The organism is Caryophanon tenue, assembly GCF_001700315.1.
Lineage (GTDB): Bacteria > Bacillota > Bacilli > Bacillales_A > Planococcaceae > Caryophanon > Caryophanon tenue.
This window is the reverse complement of record NZ_MASJ01000016.1, coordinates 25,289-46,949: the sequence shown is the minus strand read 5'-3', so window position 1 is coordinate 46,949 and position 21,661 is coordinate 25,289. Positions and strand designations below refer to the sequence as shown.

Here is a 21,661-nt window from a genome sequence, read left to right as displayed (position 1 = left end):
AAGGTGCCTGCCTGAATATATGCGTTATTTGATTACGGGCTTACCGAGTTTCTTTTAGAAACAAGCCATACCTGCGAAACACTTCGGCTATGTTGGCGTAGCACCAAAAACAGAAAAATATCCTTTAGCAGTTGTAGTTGCTAAAGGATATTTCTTTTTATTTCTTTCTCAATCTATTTTTTGTAGCCTATTTTACGCTAAGCTAAATGGCACAAATGCGACTGGCTGATTAAGTACATCGTTTGCTAACTCAATTAATAATAAATATTGTTCATTGCCTTCTTCATTTCCAGCAATTTTCTGTGTTAGTTCCTCAATAAACACTTGCAAAGATTCGCGATTTACATCGGGTAAAACATCGTAACCATAGCCATCACTTACAATAAATTCGGCTACTGCTGCATAACTTTCAAGTGCCTCTAAATCAATCGGTGATCCTGATACAACAACATCTTCTACTTGCTCATCTTGAACATTGAACGTCTCAACAGAAGCTTCAAGTGTATCATTTGTTAAATGTTGAATTGCTTGTGTAAGCTGTTCCGTTGCGAAAAATACTTTTAGTTGCTCAAGCTGTTTCACAACCGCTTCAATTTGCTCGATTGTTGCCGTTGATTTGATAGGGCCAAAGCTTGACCATTTCACGCTACTGTATGTTAGCACTGTTTGCTGAAGTGCATCGATATGGGCATACAGCAAGTTTTCAACGTAGGCTTTTGCTTCTTCATCTTCCGTTGCATTCACATGTGTGTACATTTGTTGTAATTGCTCTAGTGTCACGTCGTCAATAAATGGGCTTGTCTGACCATCATATTCAGGTTTTAGTAGCACTAATACACCTTGTAATGAATAACTTCTCACAAGCTTCTGACGTAATTGATGAATCGATTCTAACGGATATGACGGATTATTCTCATCATAAACAAAGTCTTTAAATAATGTCTCAATATCTTCTAACGTCACGCCTTCTTCAAGTACATAATACTCTGCATACATATTTGTAGAAATCGATGGCGCTAATTTCGCTGCATCACGTAAATAATAATAATACTCATAGTACTGCTTTGTACGTTGTAGACTTTGTGCATGATAATCCTCTAAATACGGTGCAAGCGCATCATACGTATCTTGAATCATCGTTAACGTTACATCTTCTTGTAGACGCTCCGCTTCTTGTTGATATGTTTCATTATCAAATGAGTTAAATGCTTTTGATGCAACGCTTTGAGTTAATAAGTTTGTTAACCATTCTTCAACTTCTTCATTTGGTGCATTGTCCATCGTTTCATTAAAGATTGTCATAAAGTCGACTAGCGATACATCTTCGACAAATAACGGTTCATTATAATACTGATAGTCTTCTGCTAATAGCGGTAAAAGTTTTTGGAGCGATACACTTAAAAGGCTGTATTTTTGCACTCTAGTAATCTGTTCTGCATAGTACGTCGTAGATGCATCCCCTTGCCATGTGCTAAACAATTCTTCAATCTGTTCTACCGTTACTTCTTTTGTGAAAACGGTTGGGGCATACATGTCATTCGTAATGCCTGTTAATGTCGATAATTCACGTAAATAATAATAATAATACGTGTAACGCTCTAACTCCGACTTTAGATTTTCCAGTTTATTTTCGTCGACAAACGGTGCAATTTCATTATAAATAGTTTGAATCTGCTCTAATGTCACGTCGTCACGTAAACGTTCGTTATGTGTTGAATACGATTCATTTTCTAACGAACGGAATGATTTAGTAATAATCGTATTAGTTAATAAGTCATTTAACCATTCTTTTGTCGTTTCATTTGTTGTACTAGTAAGGGCCACGCTATAAGCTTCCATAAACTCTGATAACGTTATCCCTTCACGTAACACTGGCGCATAATAATTCGTATAATCTTCTGAGAGTAATGATAGGATGTCTTGAAGCGATACACTTAACATACTATAGCGTTTCATATCATTGATACGCTCACCGTGATAAGTTGTCGTTGTATCTTCTTCCCATGTGCTAAATAATTCCTCAATGCTCGCAGCAGTGGTTTCTTTTGTAAATAGCATTGGTCCATACATCTCATTTTCAATACCTGTTAATGCACCTAACGCTTGGACATAATAATAATACTGGTAGTTTTCATACATTTCTTGTACGAATGGAATCTCTAGCTTGTCCAATTGAACATAAGCTTCCTGTAAATCCGCTAATGTAACATCTTCTTTTAAGTACGTTAAGGCATTATGAGATTCTTCATTTCTAAATTGCTCAAATACGCCTCGTACGAGTGGATACACAAGATTATCGATAAAACTATGCACTTGATAATTTTCTTCTGATACAGTAGCTTTCAGCAACTCATATGTGGCATTAAATTGTGTTAATGTCGCACCGTCAGCTAAACGCTCTAGTCCTTCAAGCTGTTGATAATTTTCTTTAAACAACGAAAGAAGCGGCTGAACAAGTAGGCTGTTATTTAACATCTGTTTCAATTCTTGAATGCGATAATCATAATGGTGCATGTGTTCTTCATCTACTGTCCATGTGCTGAAAACTTCATCAACTTGTGCCTGTGTAACATTTTCTTTGAGTGCCTGCATATTATACGCATTATAAAACGGCTCTACTAACAAAGTAGATGCTTCCTTCGCATAATAGTAGTACATATATTCACGATACGTACTTTCAAGTGTTGTATCATTTAGCAATGCTTTTGATGTTTCATATGCCTCTTGAATCTCTTCGAGCGTTACATCTTCACGTAAACGTGTACCATCAGAATGACCATTTGGATTTTTTAGTGTAATAAATGCTACTTGTGCCACTTGTTGAATTTCATTTTCCAGCCATTGTTGTGCTTGCGGATTTTGTACAGTTTCTTTTAATGTTGTTAAAACGTTAATCATATCTGTGACATCGCCTGACGCTAGACGGTCAACTCCGCTATAATTCCAGTAATATTTTTTAAGGAGCGCAAGTGCATCAGCCACTTCTAGTGACGCCAATGTTTGTTCTTTTAAACGATTAATCGACTCAAAATACCAAATTTCGCCATCTTGTGCTGGTTGCCATGAGGCAAAAATTGCTTCAATTTGATCGACTGTTGTATCTTCCGTAAGATGTAATAAATGTCCTGTACTAAAAATATCCGGATATACAAAATGTACTTTCACTTTCTCTACATAATAATCGTATAATACATCATAGTATTCTCGCTTAATAATTTCCGCATAATTGGCATCCGTCACATAGCTTTGCATCGTTTCATACGCTTCATCAATTTGTTCTACCGTTACGGTATCTCGAATTACGCCGTTACGATAAAAGCTATTAAAGCCGCTGCTCAATACATTTTCTAAAACGGTACGTAGCTCATAATGTTGATTTTGCTCATTTAAGTTTGTATAGGCCGCTAAAAATGCCTCAATGGTCACATCCGCTTTTAACACATAATAACCATCTACATACGTGACATAATCAAAAATCTCCACTAATTCTAACGACAATAACGCATTTTCCTTTAATGACGTTACGCTATATTCATAATTCCCTTCAAACGTCTCAAATGCGGTGAAAATCGTTTCAATTTGCGCTTCTGTTACATCTCTTTTCAACGGTATTAAACGATATGTTTCAATATTTGGCGTTGTTGCTAATAAACGTAATTCTTTTAACACATAATAATATTTCATCTGGCTATATGCGTCATAAACTTGCTGTTTTTGTTGATCTGTTGTCGCTAATAATAAAGCTGCATTGTATGCCGTTGTAATTTCATCCGGTGTGACCGTTGTTTTTAAACGTTGTGATTGATACGTGACATTCGTATTTTCTAATCGTTTAAATGGTTGAATAACTAGCTCTCGCTTCATCGACTCTAAGCGAGATAACCACCATTCCTTTTCAGAATAAGTATCCGGTATTTCCGCTTGAATTACTTCTTGTAAGTTCGTAATCGTTTCTTGTGTGACACCTTCTTTAATGAGCTGGTTGTCATCGTATAAATCATTTATTAATCTACGGTAACTGTAATAATATTCACTTACAACGGAAGAATGTTCACTTAAGACCTCTTGTTTATCTTTTGACGTTAACACTGTGTCCGCTTCAATACGTGCTTTAATCTCATCAATTTGTGCGATCGTAACATCGTCTCGTAAACGCTCACCTTGAGCATAGCTATACTCGTCCTCTTTAAACAGTGCATCCATCTCATCCAAATATCCATTAAATGTAGTAATAACAGTGCTGTTCGCTGCATTGATCTCCTGTACTTTTTGCTGAACGTCTGTAACAGATGCAAATTGCTTTTCTCGGAATGCATGTACATATTGTTCTACTACACTTGATGCTTGCGCTAATAACGATTCTCGCATTTTATACACTGTTCCATCTGCTTCGGTATAGTCTACTAATTTATAATTAGAATCCCCTAATAAATATCTAAATGCATAACCCTCTGTATAATTAACTTGATTTATCTGAACATTATGCGCAAAATCATACAATCCCTTTAAATATGCTTTTGTATCTGTCTTGAAATTGTGTAAAAACCCATAATAATTACCGAGCGTTTGAATGTGATACGCCACATCGCCATTAAATTGCGTCAAATCTACTGAAATAGATGGCACACCGTATTCATTATAAACAAACGTTGTCGCCGTTAAATCTACAACCTCGCTTTTATCGCCGTCTGTTATATATAAACGATTTACATAGTCTATTGGTGTACTTTCTTGTGTATAGCCGCTAAATGACAATGTTAACGTATTGGCTGTTTGTGAATCCGTCACGGGCTCAAAATGAAACTGGTCATGCACAGCATAACGGTCTGTAATAATACCCGCTTCATCCGTTACAAATACATAATAATCACGGTCAAAGTAAAAAGGGACTTTCTCACCTTCCGTCCAGTCAAATACATTCTCTAAGACATCACCAACGGCAGGAATGTCGTCATTTGTACTGTAGCGGTTATTATAATGCTGATACGAAATATTCGCGTCTTCTGATACGCCGACAATCGATAGCTCTGCTACATGTTGAGTGTCTGTACGTACAAACTTCGCCGCAATAAATTCTTCAAGATTTTCTTGTTCAATCTTATCGCCAATTTGATCTTTTACATCATCAAAGTTTTCAATGACATCTTTTGCTTCCACAGTATTTGGAATTGTTACTTTTTCAATTTTAACGGCTTCTCCAACTGTCATTGTCGCTTTGTGATTTTTCACTGCGATTTCTTGAATTGTGCCTGTTGTATCAAGCTCTACTTTTTTCTCTGATGTAATATTTACTTTATCGAAATTTCCAGAGCCGGTTACTTTTAAATTATTATTTGTTTGAATATCAACTTGTGCAATTGATGCGTTTAATTCAATATTCGTAACGCCATCTTGGATCGTTAAGCGTGGTAAAACCGCTTCTGGATCTACAAAAATGTTCGTATCTGCTTTTACAGAAATCAGCGTAAATCTACTCGTACCTGAAATTTCCGATTTCACATCAACACGTGCAATTAACATCTCCACAACTACTGAATTTGTAAAGCGAATGACTAAAGATGTCGCATGTTGTTCTTCAACAACCGCTTGCATCGAACGCTCTTCTAGCACTTGTACCTTACCAGTAATTGTTGAATTCTCTACATTGACACGTTGTTTTACATTATTTGCAACAAATAAATTCGCCATTGTAACCGCATAAAGGGTAATATTTTCTGCTGCTACAGTTACCGTTGTATTTGTAAGGATATGTGAATCCGTTGTACCTTGTAACTTTGCGCCTTCTTGTGTAATCGTTAGCGCTTTAATTTCAACAATTTTACGCTCACTGACATTCACTTCAACAATAGCTTGTTCAAATGCTTGCTTATTTTCAGCAATAAACGCTGCAATTGACGCATCTGTTTCATACGCTACCCCATTCAGCGTAATTGTTGTGTCGGTAATGGCTGTAATAGTGCCGCTAACTGTACCATCTAAAATCTCTGGCTCTTCTTCACCTGGGTTTGTTGACACATCTGGTACATTGATCGTTTTAAAATTAAATTGAATCGCTTGTTGCAATGATACGGCATTTGTTGCTAAATTTTTAATCGTATCACCGACTAATAAACGATATTCATGATTTTCTTCATATGTTGTTCCTGCGGCAAGCGCTACTTCAATACTCGTTTTACTAGATGTCACCTTTGCTACGACTTCTACAAACTTTTGAGCTGTAACATCATATAAAATAATATTTTCATTTGCTTTAACGGTCTCTTCATCTACTGGTAACGAGAAATTAATCGTACGTACTGCGGCATCTTTTGATAAATCAAATGTTTGTAATGTACTTTGCTGCGCTAAAAACTGATAACCTGTTTCTGGTACAAGTGAATCGGCACTCACTTCACCATTCGCAACAAAAATACTAGTTGCTAACGCTGCACTTGCTACATAAAAAGCTGTGTTTTTTCTCAATATATACCCTCCAATTGATATGCTTCATATTTTTTAAAATAGGTAATAAATATTACTAACACTGTAATTATAAACCACCTTTTTCCCTAATCACATCATATTTTCATCACTCTTCCAATTTGAAAGAAATTTGACAAAAAAAGAAACATATATGTGAACAACACAGCTATTTTTATTAATCTAAAAATTGGCGATAACATAAAAAAAGCAGGGCGCGCTTAGATGAGCGCAACCTGCTTTTACTATGCCTTAAATACAGCACGACTATGCGAAAATGTTTTAAACCCGTGAATACCATGGAAGTTTCCAAGCCCTGAGTTATTCACGCCACCAAATGGTAATGAAATATGCGTGTTATGCAGTGCGATACCATTAATCGTCACGCCTCCTGACGATGTACGTTTTAAAACGTCCTGCTGGAATTGTTCATCCTTACTAAACATGTATAAAGCGAGTGGTTTAGGTCTTTCTTGAATTTGTTTTACGACATCTGCCACGTCACTATAGGCACGTACAAATGTCAATGGACCAAAAATTTCTTCTTCGGCAATATGCATATTATCTGTAATGTGACCTAATAGTGTTGGCTCAATTAAGCGATGGTCATCATCAAATGTACCGCCACTTAGTACAATTGCGCCCTTTTGTATCGCATCTTCATATAAACCTTTTAAACGACGATAATGCGTTTCGTTAACAATTTGTGTACGCTCCTCTTTGCGTAACACACCATTATCATATAACATGCCTTGCGTTACTTGTTTATACGCTTCGACAAATGGCACAATATCATCTTCATGTACATAAATATAATCCGGACAAATACAGAACTGCCCACTCATTAATACTTTACCGAATACTAGTTGCTGTACAGCTGCGACCGGGTCATACCCTTTATCAACAATGGCTGGTGATTTACCACCTAATTCCAATGTCACCGCTGCTAAATGCTGAGCCGCTTCTTTCATGACAATTTTACCGATACGGGGGCTACCTGTGAAGAAGAAATGATCAAAAGGTAATTGCAGAAGTTGTTGTGATACCTCTGCCTCGCCTTGCACAAGAGCTACTTGCTGTTCTTCAAATACATCATCAATTAATTCTTGCAATACAGCATTGTAAGAAGGATTAAATTCACTTGGCTTTAAGACGACACAATTCCCAGCTGCAAGCGCTTCCACAAGTGGGTGAATCAGCACCGACATGGGTGAATTCCATGTGCCTAGTACGCAGACGCGCCCGCGTGCTTCGTATAAAATATAAGCCTCGCCGTTAGCAGGTTGCTCGACAAATTCTGGTTGCATCCATTCAGCTAAATTCGCCACTGCATGGTCAATCGCTTCAATAACTGCATATACTTGATGCTCCGCAATTGTTGCAGGTGTTATGTAATCACGCTGTGAGGCTTCAATAAACTGTGGTAAACGTGTTAACATCCCTTCTTTTAAACGTGTTAATAGCGCGATACGCTCCTCTGCTGTTGTAAGGCGCATGTCCCATTGATATGCCGTTTGTGCATCGAAAATTTGCTGTAATTTTTCTGTCGTTACTTGTACCATCCTTCTTCACTCCTTCTTTTATCATTATATTCAGTATACTTGAATGGCGATTCATTTTACAACAAAATTTATACACAAAAGAGAAAATAAGTTACTTAAAGACCAAAAAGCAGCAAGAGAAATATCTACATTTCTCTTGCTGCTTTTATACGCTCATTAAAACATTCAACGATTCGTTATTTCTTTTGGTAATAGTCAATTAAACCTTGTGATGACACGACCACATCATCCCATACATACTGTTTTAAATCCCCTGTATAGCCTTGTTTCTCAGCATCTTCCTCTAACACACGTAAAATGGCATGTGACAGTTTATCAACACGCACGGCTTCCGCTTCTTGCATCGCCTCTTCTGCTAACGCAAGCCAAATCGGTGTCCAGTAGCGCACTTGTGAAAATGCTTGTTGCGGAGACGGTGCCGCCGCATAATGACCTAAAAAGACCGCTTGTAACGCTAAGCTTTCATAAAACTGCATCGACTGTTCCATTTCTTCTGGATTATATTGATTTGGTGACGTCGACGGCAACACAAGCTCATATCCTGTACGTGTAATCGCCGGGAACTGTACACCCGCTGTATCGCCAATAAACATGCTATTTGTTACTTCATCGTAAATTGAAATATGATGACGGGCATGTCCAGGTGTATCATACAACACTAATGCTGCCTCACCAAACGGAATACGCGTTTTATGTTCTGCTAATGTTACACGATGCTCTGGAATCGGTACAATTGGATCGAAAAAGGCATCAAATTTCTCGCCATATACAGAGCGTGCACTTTCAATTAAACGCGTTGGGTCAATTATATGACGTGCACCTTTTGGATGTACATAAACATGCGCGTTTGGTAATGATTGCAATAACAAACCTGCACCTCCTGCATGATCTAAGTGAACATGTGTTAAAATCACATAATCTACAGCTTCTGGTGCAATATGTAATGCTTCTAAGCCCGCTAAAATCGCTGGTACAGACTTGCTCGTACATGTATCAATAATCGCAACCTTTTCACGTTTAATGACATAAATACTTGTGCGCTCTAATTGTCCTCCGTCTTGACTATCAATCACATAAATATCTTTTGCAATTTGTACTGGTGTTGTCATATATATTTCCCCCTTTTTTGACTCTTTCTTATTATAGCAAACCTTTTCTAGTTAAAACGAAAAAATGCTATTGTATTCCGACTTCATGTAGCCACTGCTCAATATGTCGCTGGGCAAATGCTTCTTTCCTTGCTTGCCATATCGCTCCTAGCTCTAGTTTTTGAATCTGCTTTTCAAACTTCTCAATCGGGCTTGGACTACAAAGCGCTTGATATAAAATCGCTTCGATATGTGGCTGTTGCTCACGTACGAAGTCTGCCATTTCTAAATAAAGCTCGCGCGCATCTTTATATGGTACATATAAAAATTGCCCATTATCTTGTTCATCTAATTCATCTTCTAAAAATAATTCCTCTGTTTGTGGCTTATACACGAAGCGGAACAATGTATCGCCCGCTAAATAAGCATCTATTAATAGCTGTAACGCATTCATGCCTGTATCATTCCTTCTAACTTAAGATTCCTTTTTAGCATATAGCTTCTCGCATCTGTATGCAACGTCATGGTATGATAAAAACACTTGTATTAAAGGAGATTTTTTTATGACAACAATGATTATTGGCGCGACTACCGCACTCGGACAAGCAGTTGCACAACAAACTAACGGTACAGTCATCTCTGTTCCTGAATCATTTGATACACTGCAGCAACTTCAGCAAATGATTGACGAAGTGAAATCGCAGCATACGCATATTGACACGCTCTATTTTTGCGCGTACGACATGCCATCAAAACAATTGACGCTGCTTGATCATTTTGAAGAAAGTTTTTTTAGACAATATATTACGCGTTTTTTATGGCTGTATAGTATGGCGCCACTGCTAGCCAACAGTGACACACCTCTTGTCATCAGTTTCCATCCAAATGGCGGTGACGAACGTTTAAATTTTCATGATATTGAGCTCCGAAATAGCTATACGCAAAAATTAGCCGCGAAGCATATTCCGCGTTTACTCGACTTAGCACTACTCCATTTCCATGAAAAATTTGACACAATTCGTACAGTCGCATTTGACCCAGGTGCAATTAAAGAAGAGCAAAACTTTTTAATGAAACTACATGCGATTTCTGCGCAAGATGCCGTTCAACATGCACAACATTTTGTTGAAACGCACACAGGTAATATGCTCATTGGCAATACAAAAGGCGCTGTCGATATTACGACACATGCCTATCACCCAGGAAAAGCGTATGAGCTGTATATGGAAACGCATCGTAAGTTAACAATACGGAAACAACAAGGTGTATAAGTTCCTTAATAATCGTGTTTTATATAGCACTAAATAATGTCGGATAAAATTTAATTTTCTTTAAAAAAAGAGCAGTATGAAAGTCGTTTTGACTTTTATACTGCTCTTTTTCTTATTCTTTATGAATCTTAATAGGCGTAAACGTCGGTCGATTCCCTCGCATATGAATTTCTGCGTCAATTTCAAAAATCGTTTGGAACATTTCTTTACACAGTACACAATGTGGTAGCCCGTCGTAATGTAATGTTCCTCGCTTTAATACAATAATACGGTCACTATATTGCGCTGCTTGATTAATATCGTGCAACACCATAATAACAGTCATATTGTATTTCGCATTTAATTCTTTTACAAGCTCCATTACTTCTAACTGGTGTGAAATATCTAAATACGTCGTCGGCTCATCTAATAATAATACTTTCGGATGCTGCGCTACTGTCACTGCAATCCAAGCACGTTGACGCTCGCCACCAGACATCGACGTCAGCAAACGATTTTGCAAATGCGATAAACCAGTTACCTCAAGTGCCCAATCAATAATCTCTTGGTCTTCTTGGGTTAACGTCATTTTCTTGCCACTATGCGGATGGCGTCCAAATTCGACAAGCTCACGTACCGTTAAATCAAGCATATGATTATTCATTTGTGGCAACATCGCTAAAATTTTAGCTAATTCTGAACCTTTCATTTTATCGACTTGCTGACCATCTACGTGAACAGCGCCACTATTTGGCTTAATTAAATTGGCGATCACACGCAATAATGTCGATTTCCCTGAACCGTTCGGGCCAATTAAGCTCACAATTTCGCCTTCTTGAATATTGATATCAATATTTTTCAGCTGGAAATTCGTTTCTTTTCGTTCATAATTTATATCATCAGCTCGCAGCAATTGAATTCCCCTTTCGATGAATTAAATATAGGAAGTACGGACCACCGATAAATGCTAATAAAATTCCGACCGGCACTTCAATTGGTGCGAACACTGAACGTGCAATTGTATCGGCAAATACAACTAATAAACCGCCACCAATTGCTGACGCTGGTAATAAATATTTATAGTCACTGCCAATGATTAAACGCATAATATGTGGAATTACTAAGCCAACAAATCCAACTAAACCTGCTACACTTACTGCAATACCTGCAAGTAACGTACTAACAAACACTAAAAACAAACGACTACGCTCTACATTATGACCAAGTAGCTGTGCCATTTCGTCACCTAAGCGCATAATACGAACATGTTTAATAGCATAAATCGCCAAAACCATCGCAACAACAGCATAGTATACAATCATTTCAAATTGCACCCAGCCCACACCAGTTAAACCACCTGATAACCACGGCAGTACAGATTGCACTCTGTCGCTATACAAAATCATTAAAGCATTTGTTCCTGCACCACAAATCGCATTTACCGCTACTCCGACAAGTACGATACGTGTTGGCGATGTGCCACCTTTTTTTACTGCTAATGTATATACAATCATCGCTGCTAAAAATGCACCGGTAAATGCTGCAATAGGTAAATATACTAAATAGCCAGGAAAAACGACCATCACAAGAACAGCCATAATTCCTGCACCAGATGTAATCCCGATAACACCAGGGTCAGCGAGTGGGTTTTGCATTACACCTTGTAAAATTGCACCAGAAATCGCTAAACAAACGCCGGCTAAAATACCAATTAAAATGCGCGGCAAACGAATTTCCCATACAATGCGTCGTGCCAACGTATCTTCCGTGCTGAAAATTCCGCTAAATACTTCACTAACGGTAAACGATACTTGCCCAATCATTAAACTGACAATACTTACGATACATAATAAAATCGGTAAAATAATCAGCGTAAGGCGACGTTTTTTTTGTAGCGGATGCACATATTGCGCCTTGTCATCAATTATAGTCATCATAAGCCACCATTATTTCGCAGCTTCTTCTGCTGTTTTTAACGTCTCACGCATATAATCTAATGCTTCAACGATTTGTGTACCTGGATTATCAAATAGATCCGCTGGTAAAATCATAATTTGACCATTTTTTACGGCATCTAAGTTTTTCCATGCTGCATTTTCACTCATTTGACGCTCAAATCCTTCTTGTACGGCTGCTGGGTCTGAGTGTGTAATTAACATAATCACCTTTGGATTACGCTCTACAATTTTTTCTACACTTAGGTTCGCATAAGACGGGTATTTATCGGTCGCAGGTAAATCCGACGCGATATTTTTGCCGCCAGCTTTATTTAAAATATCTCCGTATAATGAATTATCTAACGCTGCTAAATATGTACCGGGTGCACCATAAATAATTAAAGCATCCAGTGAAGAAGCTTCACTTGCTTCTGCAATTTTGGCATCAATTTCTGAAATAATGTCATCAGCTTTCGCTGTATTATCAAAAAGTACACCATACTTTTCAATAGTCTCTTTAATATCTTCTATTGAATCCATATTTGCATAAATAATTTTTGTCCCTGCCGCTTCAATTGTTTTCGCATATTGGGCAAAGCTAGGTGGTACAACTAATGCTTCAGCGCCTGTTGCGACAATTTGTTCAAATGAAGGGTCGTGCGGATTTCCTAGCTCTTGGATGTTTTCAACTTCTGCTGTCATGTCCCCTGAAATTTGAGGACGCCCTGTTACGTTTGCGCCAAGCGCTAATAAAATATCCATAATACCAGGATTCAATGTTGCAATTGATGTCGGTACGCTATCGAATTCGATTACATTGCCTAAATCATCGGTAAATGTGATAGCTGCTTCCTTTTCAACAGCTTCACCTTGCGTTTGTTCTGTAGAATTTGACACTTCTGTCGTTTTATCGTCTTCACATGCCACTAGCAGTAAGGACAATGCTGTCGCTGCTAAAAAAAAACGTTTTTTCACGTTACTTCCTACCTCTCTATCAATCCTTGAACAATTGATAACTGTTCTCATGTCTTAAAAGCATTTTATTCTAAGTGATAATGATTGTCAATATCGATTCAAAAAAGTGTAAATATTTTATTTTTTAGGTTGCATTTTAGAGATTAGCTATGTTAACTTGATAACGATAATCTTTCTCAATAAAAGAGGAACTATTACATAAAAAAATGGAGGAATTAAACATGATTACAGTTGCAAACCGATTCACTGTTAAAAAGGGCTTCGCTACACGTATGGCGCCAGCATTCGTATCTGACCAATCTTTATTAAATTGGGACGGGTTTCATAAAATTGAGGTAAATGTTTGTTCAAAAGCAGAAGAGCACGACGAGTTAAACGTTATGATGTTTTGGGATACATATGAGCATTTTGAAGCGTGGCGTAATTCTGACGATTTTAAAAACTCACATAAACGTGATGTCGCAAAAACGTCAGACGGACAAGATCAATCACCTATTCTTAGCAACCAAATTGTTGTCGCAGATTTAGTTGCAACACTTGTCAAATAAAAATTTTTAAGCTAGCTGACACAAGTGTCAGCTAGTTTTTTTATTATGGATTGTTGCCGATTTTATCGAAAATACCGATGATATTTTGAGTTTCTACTATTATAATAGGCAGTTTATCCTTTTGCCTTTCAGACATTTAATGATATGCCTAGTAATGATAGAAAAACTGGTGCTTGCTCAGCTGTAATAGTACATCCTGCCACTTTCTCCTTTGTAACATGTAACGTTGTGAAGTGAACAGTTCGAAAATCAATGCCTGCAAGTGATGTTTCAGTAAAGTTCGCGTGCTCTAAATCACTAGCGGTAAATTGTAAATTGTGCTGCTGTACATAAGAAAAATTAGCGTGACCTAAAGTACAATTCGAAAAAGTCGTATGCTCAAATGTACTTTTAGCAAAAGATGCATCATTGCCGAAACATTGCATCCATACGACATATTCAAATGAAACCTCATCAAAAACCGCTCCTATTAGCTTACAATTCACCCACTGTGTACGATAGATCGAGCCACCATTTATGTAACAACTTGAGAATTCACAATGGCGGAATATCGTATCGTTGCAAGATATGTTTTCAAAAATACAGTCGATAAAATGACAGTTTTCAAATACAACATCATACATCATCAATTGTTCAAAACGAGCTCCTGTAATGGTTTCATGTCGAATACAAACACCTTGCGTAAATGATTCTTGCTGTAGGTGTTCAAATGTACTAACTTCATAGTCCATCTATTTCACATTCCTTTCTTTATTGCTTCCAAATATCTATATAGATTATTCCATAGTTATACCATTTTACCTTTAAATATGTTTATTTTCCAATTATTGAGGGAATGTATACGTTACTGCGTTATTTGTAGATGTTACCTCGTACATCATGCAATTCTTCTACCTGAATTCCTATTTCATTTCTTACATATTGCATACGTATTCACGTGCATCTCCAAATACACGTAAGTCATAAAGGAGCGTGACAGTATGTTATCCATTCAAAATTTAACGAAAACGTATCGAGGCGGTAAAAACGCGGTCGATAACATTAGCCTTGATATCGAGCAAGGCGAATTTATTGCGTTTATTGGAACGAGTGGGAGCGGCAAAACAACTGCTCTTCGCATGATTAATCGCATGGTCGAACCAACTAGTGGCAAAATTTTACTCAACGGCAAAGATTTATCGACAGTCAATGCGGTTCAATTACGTCGGCAAATTGGCTATGTCATTCAACAAATTGGCTTAATGCCCCATATGACTATTCGCGATAATATTACACTTGTTCCGAAACTTTTAAAATGGGAAAAACAGCAAAAAGACGAAACGGCAGAGCGTTTAATCGAACTTGTTAATTTGCCGACCTCTTACTTAGATATGTACCCTGCGCAACTTTCAGGAGGACAGCAGCAACGTATCGGCGTTATTCGTGCCCTTGCTGCAAACCAAGATATTATTTTAATGGATGAGCCATTTGGTGCGCTTGACCCGATTACACGTGACACATTACAAGACTTAATGAAAGATTTACAAATACGCTTAGGAAAAACGGTTATTTTCGTCACCCATGATATGGATGAAGCGATTAAACTAGCAGACCGTATTTGTATTATGCATGACGGCAAAGTGGTGCAGTTTGATACACCGGACAATATTTTAACAAACCCCGCGAATGCGTTTGTCCGTGATTTTATCGGCTCTCATCGTCTCCTCCAACAAAAACCAAGCATTAAAACGGTTGATGAAGTAATGATTCGTCCAATTTCGATTACCGTTGAAAAAAGTTTAGATGAAGCGCTTCGACTCATGGTATCCAAACGTGTTGACACATTATTTGTAACCGATGCAAATGAGCGACTTCTCGGTTACTTAAATGTCGATAGCTTTACAGGACCACAACGCAATCACCAAAGCATTGATGAAGTGATTCAGCGTGAGGTCGTTTATGTCAAAACAGGTGCGAAACTGCAAGATACAGTACGCCGTATTTTAAAACGCAATTTACAAAACATTCCAGTCGTTAATGATAAACATCAATTAATTGGTTTAATCACGCGCGCCAACATCGTCGATACAATTTATGACACGATTTGGGGCGATGAGCAAGAGGAAAATGCCCTGCTCGTTAACCATATGAGTGAGGAGGAACGACAATGATTGAGTTCTTCACACAAAACAGCAGTGACATTGTATTAAAAACGTGGGAGCACCTTTATATTTCATTAATCGCATTAGCCTTAGGTGCAATCGTTGCGATTCCTTTAGGAATTTTATTATCCAAGACGAAGCGCATTGCGAAAGTCGTACTGGCCATTACAAGTGTTTTTCAAACATTGCCTTCACTTGCGATTTTAGCCATGATGATTCCTTTTTTAGGCGTCGGAAAAGTGCCAGCAATTGTAGCGCTATTTATTTACACGTTATTGCCCATTTTAAATAATACGTATATTGGGATGCAATCGGTAAGTAAAGATTTACGCAATGCTGGGACAAGTATGGGGATGACAACGATGCAGTCGATTCGTCTTGTCGAGCTACCGCTTGCCATTCCAATCATTATGGCAGGTATTCGCTTATCTGCAGTATATGTAATTGCATGGGCGACATTAGCGTCTTATATTGGCGCAGGTGGATTAGGTGATTTTATTTTTAATGGCTTAAATTTATACCAAACGAACTTAATTATAGGCGGTGCGATTTTAGTTACGGTTTTAGCATTATTAACTGATTTTGTGTTGTCAAAAGTAGAAATTTGGGTAACACCAAAAGGATTAAAAGTAGAGAGATGAGGCGGAACGATATGAAAAAAAGTATGACATTCTTAAGTAGTTTCGTGTTAGTACTCGGACTACTCATAGGTTGCTCAAATCAAGCAGAAAATACAGAAACGGTTCAAGTCGCAAGTATTGTAACGACAGAATCTCAAATTATGGGTTATATGCTTAAGCATATGATTGAATATTATACGGATGAAGAAGTAGAAATGATTAATAATTTAGGTTCGAGTACGGTTTTACATCAAGCAATGCTCAATGGTGATGCCAATATATCCGCAACACGTTATACTGGCACAGATTTGACCGGTGCGTTACAAGCAGAACCGATTAAAGATGCCGCAGAAGCAAGTGCTTATGTTAAAAAAGCATTTACCGAGCAGTTTAATCAAACATTCTTTGACACATACGGCTTTGAAAATACGTATGCGTTTATGGTGACACAAGAGATGGCTACGCAATATAATCTCGAAAAAGTAAGCGACTTGGCAGCTATTGCACAAAATATTGAAGCAGGTGTTGATACATCTTGGCTTAATCGTGAGGGTGACGGCTTTAAAGCATTTGTTGAGGAATATGGGTTCGAATTTAAACGTACGTATCCGATGCAAATTGGCTTAGTGTATGATGCGGTGCAAGCTGGTGAAGTTGATGTCGTACTTGGTTATACGACTGATGGACGCATAGCCTCGTACAATTTGAAAGTATTAGAAGATGATTTAAATTTCTTCCCACCATATGAAACAAGTGCATTAGCAACAAATGAACTACTAGAAGCAAAGCCTGAACTGCGTGATGTCATCGAACGTCTCGTTGGAAAAATTTCAAATGACCAAATGCAGCAATTAAACTTTCTGGCAGATAATAATTTAATGGAACCTGCTATTGTTGCGGAGAATTTTTTAATCGAGCACAACTACTTTAACGATGAGGAGGCGAGCAACTAATGGAAGATTTATCACAATTAAGTACATGGGAGCAGTTCACGTACTATTTTCGTGAAAATGGGCTGTATGTATTAGATTTATTTACGACGCATTTTTTAATTTCTATTTACGGTGTCTTACTAGCATGTATCGTCGGTATTCCACTTGGGATTTTCATCGCCAAAAATAGCAAGCTTGCCACACCCGTTATTACGCTTGCCAATATTATTCAAACAATTCCTGCGCTGGCGTTAATGGCGATGATTATGCTTGTATTAGGGCTTGGACAAACAACCGTCATTGCTACGGTCTTTTTATATTCGTTATTACCGATTATTAAAAATACGTATACAGGCATTATGACCATTGATAGAAGCTTAACAGATGCTGGGCGTGGTATGGGTATGACACGTCAACAAGTACTTTATATGATTGAGTTGCCATTATCATTGTCGATTATTATTACTGGCATTCGTATTGCACTCGTTATTGCGATTGGGATTACAGCAATCGGGGCATTTATCGGGGCTGGAGGCTTAGGCGATATCATTATTCGTGGAACAAATGCAACAGATGGTACAGCGATTATTTTAGCCGGTGCAATTCCAACCGCGATTATGGCCATTATTGTTGATGTAGGCCTTGGATGGCTAGAACGTCGTTTTGACCCAATGAAACGCCAACAACGTTTAAAAAAGGTCGTGTAAAACATTTCCGTACACAGCGAAAATCGTACGTTTTTTAGTAAATAAAGTTTCGTTTCCTACTAAATTTTTATACGAATATGTTAAATTCATGACATCTATTGTAATGAATAGACAAGCATCTATTGTTCACAATATACTTAAAATAGCAAGTTTTTTTGACTACACGAATTGAAGGATGGGTAATGTTTGTTACATTATAAAATTTATAGCCAAGACCATAAAGAATGGGTTGTACTTGTTCACGGAGCAGGTGGTAGCTCAACTATTTGGTATCGCCAAATACGCGCATATCGAAAAAAGTTCAATGTATTGGTCGTCGATTTACGTGGACATGGTTCCTCTACATTAAAGCATGTCTCACAGTATTATACGTTTGAATTAGTAAGTAAAGATATTATAGATGTCCTAGACCATGAAAAAATTGAAAAAGCACATTTTGTTGGGATTTCACTTGGTACTATTCTAATTCGACAACTGGCTGAACATTATCCAGAACGTATTCATAGTATGATTTTAGCGGGCGCTGTTATTCGAATTACGCCGCGCTTAAATATTTTATTAAAAGCTGCGAATTTAGGGAAACGATTTTTACCCTATATGTGGCTTTACCGCTTCTTTGCGTGGATTTTAATGCCCAAAAAAGTACATGAGGCATCGCGTTCACTCTTTATTGAAGAAGCGAAGAAAGTGCAACAGCGTGAATTTATACGTTGGTTAACTTTAACAAGCTCTGTGACGAAAAGACTGTTAATGTTCAATGAACGAGATACATATATCCCAACCCTCTATATTATGGGGTCGGAGGATTATATGTTTTTACAGCCTGTTCAAAAGCTTGTTCAGACGCAAGCGTATAGCTCCCTAAAAGTTATTCAACATAGTGGACATGTGTGTAATGTAGACCAAGCAGAACAATTTAACGATATCTCGCTGAGGTTTTTGCAAGCACAATAAAAAAGACATATGCGCCCGAGCGCATATGTCTTTTTTTATAATTTCACCCGTTGTAATCGTAAAGCATTTACCACAACAGAAACAGAACTAAATGCCATTGCTGCACCCGCTACCCAAGGCGCCAATAAGCCCATTGCGGCAATCGGAATGCCCAGTGTATTATACGCAAATGCCCAAAATAAATTTTGTTTAATATTGCGTATAGTTTTTCGGCTCATTAAAATCGCATCGGCAATTTTATTTAAATCACCTTGTATGAGTGTTACGTCCGCTGCAGCTATTGCAATATCGGTGCCCGTTCCAATTGCCATGCCGATATGTGCCGTTGCAAGTGCTGGCGCATCATTAATACCATCCCCTACCATCGCAACACGCTTCCCTTGTTGTTGTAATGCTTCAATATGCTGTGCTTTTTGCTGTGGCAATACTTGTGAGATGACCTTCGTAATGCCGACTTCTGCAGCAATCGCTTGCGCTGTTCGCTCATTGTCACCTGTCAGCATAATGACCTCAATGCCCATTTGGTGAAGACGTTGAATGGCGGACGCTGATGTTTCCTTAACGGTATCAGCAACAGCAATGATACCAACAAGCTCGTCACGTAGCGCAACAAGCATCGCGGTTTTGCCTTGCTGTTCAAACGCTGTCATTTGTACTTCAAATGCTTCAAACGAAAGATGATGCTTATCCATTAAAGCACGTGTACCAATCAATACACGTTGTTCGTCAACAACCGCTTGTACACCGTAACCAGTAAGCGCTTCAAAGGATTGTACATGTTTCAGTACGATATGACGCTCCTTCGCGTTCGTCACAATCGCTTGTGCAAGTGGGTGTTCAGATTGCGCTTCGGCTGATGCGATAAACGCTAACAATTCTGCCTCATCCATTTTTGATGCGATAATGTCTGTTAATACTGGCTGCCCGTTTGTGACGGTACCTGTTTTATCTAGGACCACGGTGTCAATGGCCTGTGTTTGCTCTAAAAATTCGCCGCCTTTAAATAAAATACCGTATTCTGCTGCGCGACCCGAGCCTGCCATAATCGACGTCGGTGTTGCTAAACCGAGTGCACATGGACAAGCAATCACGAGTACGGCAATAAACACTTCTAACGCTTGTGTCACGTCACCTGGTGTCACAAACATAAACCATGTAATAAATGTGAGCACTGCAATCGCCACAACAATCGGTACGAAGATGCCCGAAATTTTATCCGCTAAGCGTTGTATCGGTGCTTTTGAGCTTTGTGCTTGTTCAACGACCTGAACAATTTGTGCAAGTGCCGTATCACGTCCGACTTTTTGTGCGGTCATTTTGAAAAAGCCATTTCCATTCATCGTTGCCCCGTAGAGTGTGTCGCCTCGTTGTTTATCCACTGGCATACTTTCACCTGTTAACATCGATTCATCAACTGTACTTGCACCTTCTAGTACGACACCGTCTACTGGCACTTTTGCACCTGGCTTCACATGAACGATATCACCTATTTTCACTTGCTCTAGCGGTATTTCTTGTACGGTATTATGTTTTTCTACAAGCGCGGTTGTCGCTTGTAACCCCATTAACTTTTTAATCGCCTCTGAAGAACGTCCTTTTGCGCGCGCTTCAAATAATTTCCCCAGTAAAATAAGCGTAATTAATACCGCACTTGTTTCAAAATATAAATGTGGCATATGCCCGTCATGTCGCGCTGCATTTACTGCCTCATACACACTGTAAAAGTACGCAGCGGAAGTACCCATTGCAACGAGTACGTCCATATTAGCACTTTTATTACGCAAAGCTTTATACGCGCCGACATAAAACTGCCAGCCAATGATGAACTGTACCGGTGTAGCAAGTGCCATTTGTACCCACGGATTCATTAACCAATCTGGTACATATAAAAAGCTTGTCCATGAAAAATGGGCAACCATTGTCCATAATAGTGGTAAAGATAATATCAATGCCCACATAAATTTCGTTTGTTGGCGACGAATCGCGTCTGTACGATGGTCTTGTGTTTGTTGTTTTGGTTGCGTCGCTTCATAACCAAGCTTATCAATTTTAGCGATAATATCCGCGGGTGTTACTGCTGCTGGATGATAGGCAATCGTTGCTTTTTCAAGCGCTAAATTCACGTTGGCCTCATCAATACCATCCATGCGCTGTAACCCTTTTTCAATACGTGTTGAACAGGCCGCACATGTCATGCCAGTAATATTCAGTTCTAACTTCTCTTTTACGACACCATAACCGAGCTTATCAATTTTTGTTTCTATGGCAAGCACATCCAGTTTCTCTGCGTCATATTGAATCGTGGATTTCTCAAGTGCTAAATTGACATTTGCCTGCTCAATACCGTCCATTTTATTCAATACTTTTTCAATGCGCGTTGAACAGGCTGCACATGTCATACCACTAATTTGAAGAGTTACTTCTTTTGTTTTTGCCATCCTGCTCACCTCTTATACCTCAAGGGGGTATATTTATTTGAAAAAGAAAA

Annotated in this window: 16 protein-coding genes; 7 read left to right on the top strand and 9 right to left on the bottom strand. The window is 38.3% G+C overall.

Going from position 1 to position 21,661, the window contains the following annotated elements; translation table 11 throughout:
- Positions 1-192: 192 nt before the first annotated feature.
- The 4 genes from A6M13_RS09165 to A6M13_RS09150 form a co-directional block, all read right to left on the bottom strand.
- A complete protein-coding gene (locus tag A6M13_RS09165) occupies positions 193-6,462 on the bottom strand; it encodes an Ig-like domain-containing domain (RefSeq protein ID WP_066545202.1) in 6,270 nt (2,089 codons plus the stop codon).
- Between the two features lie 242 nt (positions 6,463-6,704).
- Positions 6,705-8,021, bottom strand: a complete 1,317-nt coding sequence (locus A6M13_RS09160; protein WP_066545201.1) for an aldehyde dehydrogenase family protein — start codon at positions 8,019-8,021, stop codon at positions 6,705-6,707.
- Positions 8,022-8,197: 176 nt separating this feature from the next.
- Entirely contained in the window at positions 8,198-9,130 is a 933-nt protein-coding gene (locus tag A6M13_RS09155; RefSeq protein ID WP_066545199.1) for an MBL fold metallo-hydrolase, read from the bottom strand.
- Between the two features lie 67 nt (positions 9,131-9,197).
- Positions 9,198-9,563: a hypothetical protein gene (locus A6M13_RS09150; RefSeq protein ID WP_066545197.1), complete on the bottom strand. Its 366-nt coding sequence runs from the start codon at positions 9,561-9,563 to the stop codon at positions 9,198-9,200.
- Between the two features lie 109 nt (positions 9,564-9,672).
- On the opposite strand from A6M13_RS09150, the gene A6M13_RS09145 reads away from it, so the two are divergent.
- A complete protein-coding gene (locus tag A6M13_RS09145; protein WP_066545195.1) occupies positions 9,673-10,380 on the top strand; it encodes a hypothetical protein in 708 nt (235 codons plus the stop codon).
- A 112-nt stretch (positions 10,381-10,492) separates the two neighbouring features.
- Here the strand turns inward: A6M13_RS09145 and A6M13_RS09140 are convergent, their stop codons facing one another.
- From A6M13_RS09140 to A6M13_RS09130, 3 genes are read right to left on the bottom strand one after another with little or no spacing between them, the layout of a single operon-like run.
- Entirely contained in the window at positions 10,493-11,272 is a 780-nt protein-coding gene (locus A6M13_RS09140) for an ABC transporter ATP-binding protein (RefSeq protein WP_066545193.1), read from the bottom strand.
- Positions 11,259-12,293, bottom strand: coding sequence for a FecCD family ABC transporter permease (locus A6M13_RS09135; protein ID WP_066545191.1), 1,035 nt, complete (start codon positions 12,291-12,293; stop codon positions 11,259-11,261). Before A6M13_RS09135 ends, A6M13_RS09140 begins: the two co-directional genes overlap by 14 nt.
- Positions 12,294-12,305: 12 nt before the next feature.
- Positions 12,306-13,271 carry an ABC transporter substrate-binding protein gene (locus A6M13_RS09130; protein WP_066545189.1) on the bottom strand — a complete coding sequence of 322 codons (966 nt, stop codon included), beginning with the start codon at positions 13,269-13,271 and terminating at the stop codon, positions 12,306-12,308.
- A gap of 221 nt (positions 13,272-13,492) precedes the next feature.
- Here A6M13_RS09130 and A6M13_RS09125 point away from each other — a divergent pair, with 221 nt between their 5' ends.
- A complete protein-coding gene (locus A6M13_RS09125) occupies positions 13,493-13,819 on the top strand; it encodes a heme oxygenase (protein WP_066545187.1) in 327 nt (108 codons plus the stop codon).
- A gap of 128 nt (positions 13,820-13,947) precedes the next feature.
- Here A6M13_RS09125 and A6M13_RS09120 read toward each other — a convergent pair whose 3' ends face one another.
- A complete protein-coding gene (locus A6M13_RS09120; RefSeq protein ID WP_066545182.1) occupies positions 13,948-14,550 on the bottom strand; it encodes a pentapeptide repeat-containing protein in 603 nt (200 codons plus the stop codon).
- Positions 14,551-14,799: 249 nt separating this feature from the next.
- On the opposite strand from A6M13_RS09120, the gene A6M13_RS09115 reads away from it, so the two are divergent.
- From A6M13_RS09115 to A6M13_RS09095, 5 genes are all read left to right on the top strand, one after another.
- Positions 14,800-15,969, top strand: a complete 1,170-nt coding sequence (locus A6M13_RS09115; RefSeq protein ID WP_066545181.1) for an ABC transporter ATP-binding protein — start codon at positions 14,800-14,802, stop codon at positions 15,967-15,969.
- Positions 15,966-16,601, top strand: a complete 636-nt coding sequence (locus tag A6M13_RS09110) for an ABC transporter permease (RefSeq protein WP_066545180.1) — start codon at positions 15,966-15,968, stop codon at positions 16,599-16,601. Before A6M13_RS09115 ends, A6M13_RS09110 begins: the two co-directional genes overlap by 4 nt.
- A gap of 11 nt (positions 16,602-16,612) precedes the next feature.
- Complete coding sequence (locus A6M13_RS09105) at positions 16,613-17,533, top strand: osmoprotectant ABC transporter substrate-binding protein (RefSeq protein WP_141680935.1); 921 nt, start codon at positions 16,613-16,615, stop codon at positions 17,531-17,533.
- A complete protein-coding gene (locus A6M13_RS09100; RefSeq protein WP_066545177.1) occupies positions 17,533-18,219 on the top strand; it encodes an ABC transporter permease in 687 nt (228 codons plus the stop codon). The genes A6M13_RS09105 and A6M13_RS09100 overlap by 1 nt, the downstream gene beginning before the upstream one ends.
- 186 nt (positions 18,220-18,405) lie before the next feature.
- Positions 18,406-19,173, top strand: a complete 768-nt coding sequence (locus A6M13_RS09095; protein ID WP_066545175.1) for an alpha/beta fold hydrolase — start codon at positions 18,406-18,408, stop codon at positions 19,171-19,173.
- A 35-nt stretch (positions 19,174-19,208) separates the two neighbouring features.
- Here A6M13_RS09095 and A6M13_RS09090 read toward each other — a convergent pair whose 3' ends face one another.
- On the bottom strand, positions 19,209-21,611 hold the full coding sequence (locus tag A6M13_RS09090; protein WP_066545173.1) for a heavy metal translocating P-type ATPase: 2,403 nt from the start codon (positions 21,609-21,611) through the stop codon (positions 19,209-19,211).
- Between the last annotated feature and the right edge of the window lie 50 nt (positions 21,612-21,661).